Source organism: Ensifer adhaerens (assembly GCF_028993555.1).
Taxonomy (GTDB): domain Bacteria; phylum Pseudomonadota; class Alphaproteobacteria; order Rhizobiales; family Rhizobiaceae; genus Ensifer; species Ensifer adhaerens_I.
This window is the reverse complement of record NZ_CP118610.1, coordinates 3,763,903-3,777,954: the sequence shown is the minus strand read 5'-3', so window position 1 is coordinate 3,777,954 and position 14,052 is coordinate 3,763,903. Positions and strand designations below refer to the sequence as shown.

General features: G+C 63.8%; 10 protein-coding genes. 7 read left to right on the top strand and 3 right to left on the bottom strand.

The features are described 5' to 3' along the window. Positions 1-13 precede the first annotated feature (13 nt). Positions 14-1,489 (bottom strand): glycosyl transferase family protein, encoded by a 1,476-nt coding sequence (locus PWG15_RS18255; protein ID WP_275021937.1) that lies wholly within the window; start codon positions 1,487-1,489, stop codon positions 14-16. A gap of 151 nt (positions 1,490-1,640) precedes the next feature. Here PWG15_RS18255 and PWG15_RS18250 point away from each other — a divergent pair, with 151 nt between their 5' ends. Beyond that, a complete protein-coding gene (locus tag PWG15_RS18250) occupies positions 1,641-3,803 on the top strand; it encodes a TonB-dependent receptor domain-containing protein (RefSeq protein ID WP_275021936.1) in 2,163 nt (720 codons plus the stop codon). A 72-nt stretch (positions 3,804-3,875) separates the two neighbouring features. Here PWG15_RS18250 and PWG15_RS18245 read toward each other — a convergent pair whose 3' ends face one another. After that, on the bottom strand, positions 3,876-5,048 hold the full coding sequence (locus tag PWG15_RS18245) for a dihydrodipicolinate synthase family protein (protein WP_275021935.1): 1,173 nt from the start codon (positions 5,046-5,048) through the stop codon (positions 3,876-3,878). Positions 5,049-5,346: 298 nt separating this feature from the next. On the opposite strand from PWG15_RS18245, the gene PWG15_RS18240 reads away from it, so the two are divergent. Genes PWG15_RS18240 through PWG15_RS18220 form a run of 5 tightly spaced genes read left to right on the top strand, consistent with a single transcriptional unit; the run spans position 5,347 to position 11,289 of the window. Further along, complete coding sequence (locus PWG15_RS18240; RefSeq protein WP_275021934.1) at positions 5,347-6,387, top strand: LacI family DNA-binding transcriptional regulator; 1,041 nt, start codon at positions 5,347-5,349, stop codon at positions 6,385-6,387. Beyond that, entirely contained in the window at positions 6,384-7,385 is a 1,002-nt protein-coding gene (locus PWG15_RS18235; protein WP_275021933.1) for a Gfo/Idh/MocA family protein, read from the top strand. The genes PWG15_RS18240 and PWG15_RS18235 overlap by 4 nt, the downstream gene beginning before the upstream one ends. Before the next feature lie 4 nt (positions 7,386-7,389). Beyond that, positions 7,390-9,009 carry an acyl CoA:acetate/3-ketoacid CoA transferase gene (locus tag PWG15_RS18230; protein ID WP_275021932.1) on the top strand — a complete coding sequence of 540 codons (1,620 nt, stop codon included), beginning with the start codon at positions 7,390-7,392 and terminating at the stop codon, positions 9,007-9,009. A 40-nt stretch (positions 9,010-9,049) separates the two neighbouring features. Next, on the top strand, positions 9,050-9,781 hold the full coding sequence (locus tag PWG15_RS18225; protein WP_275024455.1) for an enoyl-CoA hydratase/isomerase family protein: 732 nt from the start codon (positions 9,050-9,052) through the stop codon (positions 9,779-9,781). After that, entirely contained in the window at positions 9,781-11,289 is a 1,509-nt protein-coding gene (locus tag PWG15_RS18220; protein WP_275021931.1) for an aldehyde dehydrogenase family protein, read from the top strand. The genes PWG15_RS18225 and PWG15_RS18220 overlap by 1 nt, the downstream gene beginning before the upstream one ends. Before the next feature lie 99 nt (positions 11,290-11,388). Here PWG15_RS18220 and PWG15_RS18215 read toward each other — a convergent pair whose 3' ends face one another. Beyond that, positions 11,389-12,453 carry a LacI family transcriptional regulator gene (locus PWG15_RS18215; protein WP_275021930.1) on the bottom strand — a complete coding sequence of 355 codons (1,065 nt, stop codon included), beginning with the start codon at positions 12,451-12,453 and terminating at the stop codon, positions 11,389-11,391. Positions 12,454-12,768: 315 nt separating this feature from the next. Between PWG15_RS18215 and PWG15_RS18210 the strand changes: the two genes are divergently transcribed. Continuing rightward, positions 12,769-14,001, top strand: a complete 1,233-nt coding sequence (locus PWG15_RS18210; RefSeq protein ID WP_425536765.1) for an ABC transporter substrate-binding protein — start codon at positions 12,769-12,771, stop codon at positions 13,999-14,001. Positions 14,002-14,052: the final 51 nt, after the last annotated feature.

Below are 14,052 nucleotides of genomic sequence, written 5' to 3'. Positions count from 1 at the left end.
CTCCAACCTCCGGTCACGCCATCCGGCGTGACCGGTTACCCCAGAGTGCCCTCGCCGTTTCGCAGGCGGCATCGAAATCATCGTGATTGCGCAGACTGATGAGAGCGGATGCCGTCGTCGTGATGATGATCGTTTCGGCGCGCTCGTCGCGGGCAGCCCCAGTCCAGACCGCCTGCCAGTATTCGCGGCTGCTGAGGCCTGTGCGCGGTTCGGCCGGTGGTGCCATCGTCGCGGGAACGATGAGGTCGCAGGCTTCACCGCCGACAAGGCGGAACACCGGCGTTTGGCGATAGGGCGTGAACTCGGCGTGGTCGCGCGTGTTGCCGAGGATGGTCAGCTCTTTGGTCCCCAGCAGCATGGCGATGTCTCGGCTGAGCGTCCGGCTTGAAGGGTTCGCAACGCCGAGCAGGCTTGCCCGCCCGCCCATCGGATTGATGAGGTGAATGGCGGCGTTCAGCGGCATGCGCATCTCCATCAGTCGATAGAGTCCGAGCAAGCGATAGATCTGCGGCGCAAACGCCGACAGCGGCAGGTAGGCGATCCCTGCGGTTCCAAGTGTTGCCTTTGCCGCTGTGATCGACGTGCAGATCGGGATGCCGGCTGCGGAAGCGGCGGTCTCCAGCTTGTGCCGCTCTTCGCTGTCCTGACCGAAGTTCCCATGCAGCACGACGCGATGCCCGGCTTCTGCGACGAGGCGCGCGGCATGCAGGAACCAGGGGGCAGTCTTCAACTTCGGCGAAAGGTAGCAGGGCCAGTCGAGGTCGGCGATGCCGCTTGCCGGTTCGATAGCGCCGACATGGCGGCGCATGGCGCGCACGAAACCGGCGACCTCGACCGCAGTCGGCCCGCGATAGTGCAGCACTGTCATCGGCGCGCCGATCTGCACCGGGTCCGCTTCGCCGGCAAGGATGATCGCCAAAGCGTCCTCCGCCTCGCCTTCGTTCAAGGGGCGGCTGCGGCCCGCGCCGGTACCGACGGTGGCGATGCAGCGCGCAAGTCTCCGTTCGGGGGCGGCGTCTTCGCCGATCTCGGCGAGTTTTGCAGCAAATTGTTCCGGTGCCGGTTCGCCTTCGAGCAGGCGGCACGGCCTGACCGCCAGCGGTGGCGCATCGGTCAGGGGGCGTCCTTCCCAGCCCGCGTGCCCGGTCTGTGCAGCGGTCGATCCGCCGTCATTTGGTTTTGCGCCAAGCAGGGCTTCGGTCTCTGCGGCAAGAGCGCGCACGCGCAGTCGCAGCGACTCGGCAAGCGGTGTCGGCCGCAGGCCATGACCGGTGCGCAGAAACAGCGGATCAGCATAGTCGTCGCGCAATTGGCCGAGCAGGCGGCTCATCGCCGAGGGCTGCAGTCCGACGCTCGCTGCGGCGCGGCTGACGCTGTTTTCCCGGAGCAGCGCATCGAGCGCCAAGAGCAGACGCAGCCTGCCCAGATCCGTCTGGCGTTCGTTCGAGGCCGACCCCTCGACTGTCTCGTTCGCCGCTCCTTTGCCCATGCCAGTGCCGCCCTCATGTCTCGTTCGGCATATTCGCAGGCCGTGTTTTGCGCCCATTCAAATTTAGAACGATTCCAAAACAGGGTCGTTGACCGCCTCCTTCGCCAATAACTAAGTGGAGTACATTACTCAAGATATATGTGGGGCGAAGATGATGAAGCGGATGGGGCTGGCAACGGAAACCGATGATCGGCGGCAACGGACCGGTCAGCGGAAACAGCGCGGCTCGACCGGATGGTCACGTCGTTTCGTTTCCGCCTGCCTCGCCGGCACGGCGCTGGCGGTGCCCGCGGAGGCCGGGGCGCAGCAGGCTAAGGAGAAGGACAAGGTGACCGAGCTCGAGCAGATCGTGGTGACCGCGACGGGTTTCGAGCAGAATGTCAAGGAAGCGCCGGCGAGCATGACCGTGATCTCGGGCGAAGACCTGCAGAAGCGCTCGTTTCGCGATCTGACTGATGCATTGCGCGACGCGCAAGGGGTGGCGGTCACAGGCGTCGCCAATGAGCGCGACATCTTCATCCGCGGTCTGCCCGGCTCCTACACCCTGATCCTCGTCGACGGCAAACGCCAGAGCACGCGCGACGCGCGTACCAACGGCAATTCCGGTTTCGAGCAGAGCTTCATCCCACCGGCAGCGGCGATCGAGCGCATCGAGATCGTGCGCGGTCCGATGTCGTCGCTTTATGGTTCGGATGCCATGGGCGGCGTCATCAACGTGATTACCCGCAAGGTCGCCGACACCTGGACTGGCTCGGTCACGACCGACGGCACGATGCAGCAACACAAGCGCTTCGGCAATTCAGGGCAACTGTCGTTCTACACCAGCGGGCCGATCCTCAAGGACACCCTCGGCGTCCAGATCTGGGGTCGCGGCCTCAAGCGCAGCGAAGACAGGTTCCTCTCCGGCATCACCGGTTCGAAAGAGCACGACCTGACGGCGCGGCTTTCCTATACGCCGAACGAGGATCACGACTTCTTCCTCGAAGGCGGTACCGCGCGGCTTCGCCGTGACGCCAATGTCGGCAAGACGATCGAGCCGGGGCCGCGCGCGGTCAGCACCTACAACGACAATGACCGCGATCATTGGTCATTCTCCCATACGGGGCGCTGGGGACCGACCACTTCGGATTTCTCCATCCTGCAGGAGTGGGCCGAGCGGCGGAACTACAACTACAGCCAGGCGGACGGTCGCTTCAACAAGCAGCCACGCGCGCCCGAGGTGCGCAACACGGTCACCGACGGCAAGTTCACCACGCCGTTTGACCTCGGCGGCAGCCACACGCTGGTGACCGGCGGGCAGTATTTCGAAGCGCGGCTTTCCGACCAGAATCCGGGCCGACGTACCGGCTTGAACGAGACCTTCTCGGCGACGCAATGGGCGCTGTTTGCCGAGGACGAGTGGCGCGTGCTCGATGACGTCGCGCTGACCACCGCCCTGCGCCTCGATCACCACCAGGAGTACGGCTACCACGTGAGCCCACGTATCTATGGTGTGTGGAACGCGACCGACATGGTCACGGTGAAGGGCGGCATTTCCACCGGCTTCCGCGCGCCCGATATCCGCAGCATCGCGCCGGGCTATGCCTATACGACCGGCGGCGGCGGTTGCTCCTACGGCCCGACCGGCACCTGCGGCGTCATCATTGCCGATCCGAACCTGAAGGCCGAATCGAGCACCAGCTATGAAATCGGCGCCGTCTGGGACAATGGCGACATCATTCTCGGCGGCACCTATTTCTACACGGATTTCAGGGACAAGATTTCCAACTCCATGGTGCTGGATTCGGCCGGCAATCCGATGCGCTGGAGCGAGGATCCGAACTACCGCCTCTGGTATAACTACAATATCGACGATGCGATCATTCAGGGCGTCGAGCTGACGGCGACGTGGAATGCGACTGCCGACCTGACGCTGCGCGCCAGCTACACCTATACCCAGTCCGAGCAGAAGACCGGAGCTTACGCCGGCTTCGCGCTGGCGCGCACGCCGGAGCACATGGCCAATCTCAGGGCCGACTGGTACACGCCGGTCGAAGGGCTCGAAGCCTGGGCCTCCGTCAACTATCATGGCGAAGAGATCGGCGCCGGCCCGCGCATCGGCACCAACGGCAAGCCGGTGACGATCAACGGCCAGCAGGGGCGCAAGTACGACGCCTACACGACCGTCGATATCGGCACGAAATACGATGTCGGCGAGGGGCTGACGCTGAATGCCGCCGTCTATAATCTCTTCGACAAGGAGGTCGAGCAGACGGACTTCAACACCGTGATGGAGGGCCGCCGCTTCTGGATGAGCCTGACGGCTACGTTCTGACCACGCGACCGGTCCCTGCCCGGCTTCAGCTTCAAGGACGACGGCGCCCTCTCCGGGCGCCGTCCGTTTCTTTTACGCGCCCTGGTCCACGCCGAGGGTCGATAGCAGGCTTTTCATTCTCTGCGCCGCCAGGTCCGGCCGGTCGAGCACATTGGCGCGGTCGGCAAGGCGGAAGATGTCGGCGTAGTGCAGCACCCCGCGGGCGGATTGCATGCCGGCGGGCATGGTGAAGTGGCGCTGATGCCCGTTTAGCCAGGCAAGGAAAACGACGCCGGCTTTGTAATATTGCGTCGGCGCCTCGAAGATCTTGCGCGACAAGGGCACGGTCGGCTCGATCACGCCGCGGAAAGTGGCGAGATCGCTCCTCGCGAGTGCTGCGAGCGCCGTGGAGGCCGAGGGTGCCACCGCATCGAAGATACCGAGAAGCGCATGGCTGTACCTGTTGCCGTCGCCCTCGATCAGTTCCGCATAGTTGAAGTCGTCGCCGGTGAAGCAGAGAACGCCGTCCGGCAGGCGATTGCGGAGCGCCACTTCCTTGGCGTTGTCGAGCAGCGAGATCTTGATGCCTTCCACCTTGTCGCGGTTGGCTTCGATGATCGATAGCACCGTATCGAGTGCCTGGTCGAAGTCTTCGGAGCCCCAGTAGCCCTTGAGTTGCGGGTCGAACATGTCGCCGAGCCAGTGCAGCACCACCTTGTGCCTGATCTGGCCGAGAATGCGTCCATAGACGTGGCGATAGTCGTCGGCGGAACGGGCGACGCGCGCAAGCGCCCGGCTGGCCATCATGATTGCCCTGCCCCCCTCACCCTCGACGAAGCCCACCTGTTCCTCATAGGCCGCAATCACGTCATCCAGCGATCGCGTATCGGCCGGCGCCAGATGGTCGGTGCCGGCGCCACAGGCGAGGTCGGCACCCGGGACCTGTCGCGCTTCGGCGAGCGAGCGGCGGATCAGTTGCTGCGCGCCCGGCCAGGCAAGCCCCATGCCGCGCTGAGCGGTATCCATCGCCTCGGCGATCTTGAAGCCGAGCCGCCAGAGGTGGTGACGGAAGGCCATCGTCGCATCCCAGTCGATGGCCGGCTTGCCCCAGGGATCGAGATCGCGCAGCGGATCCGAGACCACATGGGCGGCGGCATAGGCAATGCGATTGAAGATCGGCGGCGTCTGCGGCCGCGCGATCGGCGTTCCCGTCAGGCGGTATTCTTCTAGCGAACCGTCTTGGCGCGGCAGCGTCAGGCTAGTCATGGGGGTTGGTCTCCTCCGCGGAAGTTTGTCTTGGAATACTTTGGATCGTTCCAAATGGCAAGCGGCATTCTATTTTGGATGACGACGCGCTTCCCTCCGACAATCGCGGATTCTGGTTAATATCTTTATTTTTCAGCGCATTAATATGGAATATGATATGGGAAAGCGCGACCAGAAGACGCCAGATGTTCCTGCTCAAAGCCAGGCGACGTGAAAAAAGTGATCAGCCATCTCTTGACGAAATTGGAACGTTCCAATTATGAAGGAGGAAAGCGGCTGAGAGAATTGGGAGGATGCTGTGGTCAAGGAGAGGGTAACGGTCATCGATATTGCGCGCGCCGCCGGCGTGTCGAAGTCGACCGTGTCGCTCGTCCTCCAGGGCAGCTCGCTCGTCAACGAGGCGACGCGCGCCAAGGTCAATGCCGCCATTCGCGATCTCGGCTACGTCTATAACCGCAGCGCCGCCAACCTTCGCCAGGCGAAGTCCAAGATCATTGGCATCGTCGTCAACGATCTGACCAACAGCTTCTTTGCCGAGCTCGCTGTCGGCGTCGATACGGTCGTGCAGTCGGCCGGCTTCGTGCAGTTTCTCGCCAATACCGGCGAAAAGATCGAGCGGCAGCGCGAAGTGGTCGCATCGATGCGCGAGCACGGTGTGTCCGGCCTGATTGTCTCGCCGGCCCGCGGCACGGAAGCTGCCGATCTTGCGCCGCTCGTCGCCAGCGGCATTCCTGTCGTGCTGGTGGTGCGCGACATTGCCGACGCTCAAGTTTCGTCGCTGACGTCCGACAACCATGCCGGCGCCATGGCGGCCGTGCGGCATTTGATCGAGCGCGGCCATCAGCGCATCGCCTTCCTCGGCGGCTTTCCGGATACCGCCGTCTTCGAGGCGCGCATGCGCGGCTACCGCGATGCCCTCATCGAGGCCGGCATTCCGGTCTCCGATGCATTGATCATCAGTTCGGCGCCGTCGCGTGCCGGCGGGGTAACGGCTGTGGAGCAGGCGATGATGCTCGCCGACCGCCCGACGGCAGCGCTGTGCTTCAATGATGCGGTTGCCTTTGGCGTCTGTGATGGTCTCAGGGCGCGGCGGCTGGAGCCGGGTGCCGACTTTGCCGTCATCGGCTTCGACGACGTGATCGAGGCGAAGACCGCCGTGCCGGCACTGACGACGGTTTCCGTCGATCCTCAAGGGATGGGCCAGCGCGCCGCCGAATTGCTGCTGAAGCAGATCAAGGCCGGCAAGGCGGAGCCCGAAGCCATCGTCGGCTCGGTCCGTCTCGTCGTCCGCCAGAGCTGCGGTGCTGCGGTCGAGAGAAAAAGGGAGGCATTGGCATGACGAGGTGGGGTCTGATCGGCGCAAGCACGATTGCGCGCGAATGGGTGATCGGCGCAATCCGCGCCGCCGGCGGTGAGGTTGTCTCCGTCATGAGCACCAGCGCGGAACGAGGTGCTGCCTATGCCGAAGAGAACGGCATCGCCAAGTCGGTAACATCGGTCGCGCAACTGGTCGACGATCCCGACGTCGATGCCGTCTATGTCTCGACCACCAATGAACTGCATCGCGAGCAGACGCTGGCGGCGATCGCTGCCGGCAAGCATGTGCTCTGCGAAAAGCCGTTGGCGATGACGCTTGAGGATGCGCGCGAAATGGTGACGGCGGCACGAGAAGCCGGCGTCGTGCTCGCCACCAACCATCACCTGCGCAATGCCGCCACCCATCGGGCCATGCGCGACGCGATCGCAGACGGCAAGATCGGCCGGCCGATTGCCGCGCGCGTCTTCCATGCGGTCTATCTGCCGCCCCATCTCCAGGGCTGGCGGCTGGAGCGGCCGGATGCCGGCGGCGGCGTGATCCTCGACATCACCGTGCACGATGCCGATACGCTGCGCTTCATTCTCAATGACGACCCGATCGAAGCCGTTGCCATCAGCCACAGCGCCGGCATGGGCAAGGAAGGTCTGGAGGACGGCGTCATGGGCGTGCTCCACTTCCGCTCCGGTGTCATCGCCCAATTCCACGATGCCTTTACCGTGCGCTTCGCCGACACCGGTCTCGAAGTGCATGGCACCGAGGGCTCGCTGATCGGGCGCAAGGTCATGACCCAGCGACCGGTTGGGACCGTGACGCTGCGCAATGCCGATGGTGAGACCGAGCTCTCGCTCGATCATCGCAATCTCTACGAAACCGCACTTTCCGCCTTCCATGCCGCCGTCAGAGGCGAGGGCCGTCCTTCGGCGACGGGCGAAGATGGCGTCTGGTCGCTGGCAACGGGCCTTGCCGTGGTCAAGGCGGCTGCGACCGGCCAGGCGGTGGCGATCGAAACGGGACTTTGAACTGATGTCGATGAACAAGCATATCTCGCCGGCCGAAGCGGCTGCCCTGATCCCGGATGGCGCAGTGGTCTCCGTCTCGTCGTCCAGCGGCCTCGGTTGCCCGGACCTGATGCTGAAGGCGATCGGCGAGCGCTTCGAGACGACCGGCCACCCACGCGATCTCACCACGCTGCACCCGATCGCCGCCGGCGACATGAGCGGCATCAAGGGTGTCGACTACATCGCCAAGAAGGGCCTGCTGAAAAGGATCATCGGCGGCTCCTATCCTTCCGGTCCGTCGAGCGCGGAACCACCGCTGATCTGGCAGATGATCGGTTCAGACGAAGTGGCCGCCTACAACATCCCCTCGGGCATTCTCTTCGACATGCATCGCGAAGCCGCGGCCAAGCGACCGGGTGTGATGACCAAGGTCGGTCTCGACACCTTCGTCGACCCGGCGCGCGAAGGCTGCGCGATGAACGCCTCGGCTGCGGCCGAGCCTGTCGTGAAGAAAGTCTCCTTCGAGGGCGAGGACTGGCTGTATTTCAAGGCGATCGCGCCTCAGGTGGCGATCATCCGTGCGACGACGGCGGACGAACGCGGCAACCTTACCTATGAGCATGAGGGCGCCTATCTCGGCGGTCTCGACCAGGCGCTCGCCGCCCGCAACAATGGCGGCATCGTCATTGCCCAGGTCAAGCGCATCACCAAGGAAGGGTCGCTGAAGCCCCATGACGTGCGCGTGCCGGGCGTGCTGGTGGACTACGTCATCGTCGATCCCGACCAGAAGCAGACGACCCAGACGCTTTACGATCCGGCGATCTCGGGCGAGATCTTCCGGCCGCTCGACAGTTTCCGTGTGCCGGAGTTCAACATCCAGAAGGTGATTGCCCGTCGCGTGGCGCAGGAACTGCAGGCCGGCAGCGCCGTCAATCTCGGCTTCGGCATCTCGGCCAACGTGCCGCGCATCCTGCTCGAAGAGGGGCTGCATGGTGCCGTCACCTGGGTGATCGAGCAGGGCGCCGTCGGCGGCGTGCCGCTCTTGGACTTCGCCTTCGGCTGCGCCTCGAATGCCGATGCCTTCATGCCTTCGCCCTATCAGTTCACCTACTTCCAGGGTGCCGGCTTCGATGCCTCGCTGCTCTCGTTCCTCGAGATCGACCGTCATGGTTCGGTCAACGTCTCGAAGCTCTCCTTCCGCCCGCATGTGACGGCCGGTGCCGGTGGCTTCGTCGACATCACTGCACGGGCGAAGAAGATCGTCTTTTCCGGCATGTTCAATGCCGGCGCCAAGCTCGCGATCGCCGACGGCAAGCTGATGATCGAAAAGGAAGGCAAGCTGAAGAAGCTGGTCAACGAGGTCGAACACGTCACCTTCTCCGGCCGTCGCGGCATCGAGCAGGGCCAGGACATCACCTATGTGACCGAGCGCTGCGTGATGAAGCTGACGCCTGAGGGCGTGATGCTGACGGAGATCGCGCCGGGCGTCGATCTGCAGGCGCATATTCTCGACCAGTCCGAGTTCCCGCTGATCGTTTCCGACAAACTCAAGACCATGGACGCCGCGCTGTTCCAGGACGCCCTGATCGGTCTCGAATTGCCGAAGAAGCCGATGCGCAAGATTGGGGGAGGCGATCGTGGCTGAGGGACGCATCCGCATCGAGGTGGATGGGCCGATCGCGACCATGACGGTCGCCCGTCCGGAAAAGCTCAATGCCTTCGACATCGACATGCTGAAGGCATTGGCCTCTGCCTGTGACACGGTCGAGGGCGATCGCAACGTGCGCGTCGTCATTCTCACCGGCGAAGGCAAGGCATTTTCCGCCGGCGGCGACATCAAGGCCTGGGGCGGCATGGACGCGCCCGAGTTCGGTCATGACTGGGTGCGTTTCGGCCACCGCGTGTTCGAGCGGCTGGCGACCTTGCGCATGCCTGTCATCGCCGCCCTCAATGGCCACGCGCTCGGCGGCGGGCTAGAACTTGCCGCCGCTGCCGATATCCGCCTGGCCGAGGCCCAAATCAAGATCGGCCTGCCGGAGACGAGCCTCGGCATGGTGCCCGGTTGGTCGGGCACACAGCGGCTGGTCTCCCGCTTCGGCGCGCAGATCGTCAGGCGTATGGTGCTCGGCGGCGAGATGTTTACGGCCGAGGCTGCCCTGAAGGAAGGTCTGGTCGATGCCGTCGTCGAGACCGGAACGGTTCTCGCGGCTGCTCGCGACTACGCCGCGCGTGTCGCCAAACGTGGTCCCGCGGCGCTTGAAATTTCGAAACTGATGATCGCTTCGGCAAATGGCGAAGACAATGGCGCGGCGGTCGAAGCGCTCGGCTCGATCCTTGTCGCCAAGACCGGAGACCTCAAGGAAGGCGTCGCCGCCTTCACCGAGAAGCGTGAAGCCCAATTCAAGGGAGAATGGTAATGACCGTGCTCGTGAAACCCAAGCCGATCGAAGGCCACAAGGTCCGTGCCTTCCAGATGCTGATCGACGGCAAATGGGTGGACAGTGCCGAAGGGCGCACGATCGAGCGCGTGGCGCCGGGCCATGGCGTCGTCGTCAGCCGCTATCAGGCGGGCACGAAAGTCGACGCCGAAAAGGCGATCGCCGCCGCCCGCCGTGCCTTCGACGAGGGCGCCTGGCCGCGCATGACCGCATCGCAGCGCTCGCTGGTGCTGCTGCGTGCCGCTGACATCATCGCCGAGCGCGCCGACGAGCTTGCCTATCTCGACGCGATCGAATCCGGCAAGCCGATCAGCCAGGCCAAGGGTGAACTCGGCGGTGCTGCCGATATCTGGCGCTACGCCGCCGCTCTCGCCCGCGATCTGCACGGCGAAAGCTATAACACGCTTGGCGATGGCACGCTCGGCGTCGTGCTGCGCGAGGCGATTGGTGTCGTCTCGATCATCACGCCCTGGAACTTCCCCTTCCTGATCGTCAGCCAGAAGCTGCCGTTTGCGCTTGCTGCCGGCTGCACCACGGTCGTCAAGCCGTCGGAGCTGACCTCCGCCTCGACGCTGCTGCTCGGCGAAATCCTGGAAGCCGCCGGCGTTCCCGCTGGAGTCGTCAACATCATCACCGGCACGGGTCCCGAGGTCGGTGCGCCGATGACGACACATCCGGATGTCGACATGGTATCCTTCACTGGCTCGACCGGTGTCGGTCGCCTCACCATGGCCAATGCCGCACAGACCCTCAAGAAGGTGTCGCTGGAGCTCGGCGGCAAGAACCCGCAGATCGTCTTCCCGGACGCCAATCTCGACGAGTTCATCGATGCCGCCGTATTCGGCGCCTATTTCAACGCCGGCGAATGCTGCAATGCCGGCTCGCGTCTGATTCTGCACCGCGACATCGCCGACGAGGTGACGCGCCGCATCGCCGAGCTTTCGGCCAAGGTCAAGGTCGGCGATCCGCTCGACCCGGAAACCCAGGTCGGCGCGATCGTTACGCCACAGCACCTGGAAAAGATTGCCGGCTATGTTTCTGCCGCGTCGAAGGAAGGGGCAGCGGTTGCCCATGGCGGCACGGCGCTCGATCTCGGCATGGGCCAGTTCATGGCGCCGACGATCCTTTCTTCCGTCCGGCCCGACATGGCAGTGGCGCGTGAAGAAGTGTTCGGCCCGGTTCTTTCCGTCTTGACTTTCGAGACGACGGAAGAGGCGATCCGCATCGCCAATGCGATCGACTATGGCCTTTCGGCCGGTGTGTGGAGCCGCGATTTCGACACCTGCCTGGCGATCGGCCGCCGCGTGCGCGCCGGCACCATCTGGATGAACACCTTCATGGATGGTGCGTCGGAGCTTCCCTTTGGCGGCTACCGGCAATCCGGTCTTGGTCGCGAGCTCGGCCGGCACGCGGTGGAAGACTACACCGAGACGAAGACACTCAACATGCATATGGGCGCGCGCACCGGCTGGTGGATGCCGCGTTAAGACTGGAGCTCGGGAGGAGAGACCATGCGGATCGAGGGCGGGAACCAGACGCAGAAGGCAGCGCCACGCGGCGCCGTCCTTTGCGCTCGTTCCGCCCGCCTAGCCGGCCGCGTCGAAGCTCGATGGGATCTGCGGACAGAGCAGCAATTGCAGCTTGCTGACGTCGCTTTCGCCGCCGATCTTCTGCAGCAGCACCCGGCCCATGTCCTCGCCGGTTGCGGTCAGGTCCTCGTAGATCGTCTCGACCTGCGGCTGGATGGCGCTCAAGAGGTGCGAGGTCTGCTTGGCAACGATGTCGTATTCGCGGCCGAGCGTCAGCCCGCAATCGCTCATGCCGGTGATGGTCGCAAGCGCACAGACCTCGCCGCCGCACATGAAGCTGTCAGGCGGATCGGGCTCGGCGTAGCGCTGGCGGATGCGGTCGCGGATCGCGCCGGCGGGGCTGTCGAGGTCGATGCCCGAGAGGATCTCGTAGGCGCAGCCAGCCTCGCGCACGGCGGTCATGAAGCCGTGCTGCAGGTGGCCGGCGAAGGTGAAGTCGGCCGGACCGCTGATCAGCGCCGGTTTGCGCCTGCCCTTGGCGATCAGGCGCTTCGTTGCCTGATAGGAAAAGGTGAAGTTGTCGTAGTCGACGTAAGGGTGCGGGGTCGAAAGCTCCGTGCGCCCATGGGTGACGAAGGGAAAGCCCAGATCGGAGAGCAGCCGCACGCGCGGATCGAGCGGTTCGGTGCGCGAGAAGATCAGGCCGTCGGCCATGCCGTTGCGGGTGATGTAGTTGACCGCTTCGACATTGGTCGAGTTCAGGAAGTTCGGCATGACGATCAGGTGAAACGCCGTGCCCTGCAGCGCCTTGGCGATACCGCTCATGATCGAGGTGCCGTAGCCGAGGATTTCCTCATGCGGGTCGAGCAGCACGCCGATGACGTTGGTGCGGCCGGTCTTCAGGCGCTGGGCGGCGCGGTCGGGCGAGTAGCCGATCTCGTCAGCGACCTCGCGCACCCGTTTGCGGGTCTCGATGGAAATCTGCGGCGCATCGGAGAGCGCGCGCGAAACGGTGGTGACCGCAAGGCCGGTGATTTCCGCGATCGTGCGAAGGGTCGGCTTGCCGCGTTTGGCGGCGGCGCCACTGTCTTCGTGGTGGGCGGGCTTGGAGGGATCGGCCAATGCTAGTCATCCTGAAAGCGGGCGAGAGCGGGTTTTGTAACGTGGTGCGAACGCTTAGGCAATCGAATCATGAAAACGTTTTAAATCTCGCATTGCGGCATGGTTTGCTGCACTGCAAAAGCTAATGTGTGCTATATAAGTCAGTAAATTCAAACGGTTCCGAAGGTGCTAAAATACAAAATGGCGGAATGCTTGACTTGCTGAATTTATAACGTTTTAAATGGCCAGCCGCTGGCTCAAGCGGCGCGAATTCCGGGGTGGAAGGAGGTTCCATCTCGAAAACTTGCAAACGGGAGGATAACGATGCGCAAGTTGATGACGACGACGGCCGTTGTGGCGCTGATGATGGCGGCCACCGCCGCGCGCGCAGCCGAGAACGTGGAAGTTCTGCACTGGTGGACATCCGGTGGCGAAGCTGCCGCACTCGACGTTCTGAAGAAGGATCTGGAAAGCAAGGGCATTTCCTGGACCGACATGCCGGTTGCCGGCGGTGGCGGTACGGAAGCCATGACGGTTCTGCGCGCTCGCGTCACCGCGGGTAACGCCCCCACCGCCGTGCAGATGCTCGGCTTCGACATTCTCGACTGGGCCAAGGAAGGCGCACTCGGCAACCTCGACGAGACCGCTTCCAAGGAAGGCTGGGACAAGGTGATCCCGACCGCCCTGCAGCAGTTCTCGAAATATGACGGCCACTGGATCGCAGCGCCGGTGAACGTCCATTCGACCAACTGGGTCTGGATCAACAAGGCGGCACTCGACAAGGCTGGCGGCAAGGAGCCGGCCAACTGGGACGAGCTGATCGCCCTCCTCGACAACTTCAAGGCTCAGGGCATCACCCCGATCGCCCATGGTGGTCAGCCTTGGCAGGATGCGACGATCTTCGACGCCGTCGTGCTCTCGCTAGGTACGGACTTCTACAAGCAGGCCTTCATCGACCTCGACCCGGCAGCGCTCGGCGGCGACAAGATGAAGGAAGCCTTCGATCGCATGACGAAGCTGCGCTCCTATGTCGACGACAACTTCTCGGGTCGTGACTGGAACCTCGCTTCCGCCATGGTCATCGAGAACAAGGCCGGTCTGCAGTTCATGGGCGACTGGGCGAAGGGCGAATTCTTGAAGGCCAAGAAGGTGCCGGGCACCGACTTCGTCTGCATGCGCTTCCCGGGCACCCAAGGCGCCGTCACCTTCAACTCCGACCAGTTCGCGATGTTCAAGGTTGCCGACGACAAGGTTCCGGCACAGCTCGCCATGGCTTCGGCCATCGAAAGCCCGACCTTCCAGTCGGCCTTCAACGTGGTCAAGGGCTCGGTTCCGGCCCGCACCGACGTTCCGGACACGGATTTCGACGCGTGCGGCAAGAAGGGCATCAAGGACCTTGCCGAAGCCAACACCAATGGCAAGCTCTTCGGTTCCATGGCGCATGGCCATGCCAACCCGGCTGCCGTCAAGAACGCGATCTACGACGTCGTGACGCGTGAGTTCAACGGCGAACTGACGTCCGAAGAGGCCGTCAAGGAACTGGTCGCTGCCGTCGAGGCTGCGAAGTAATGGGCTCGTTCCGGGGCGCTTAAAGCGCCCCGGACACCCACTCCGACATGC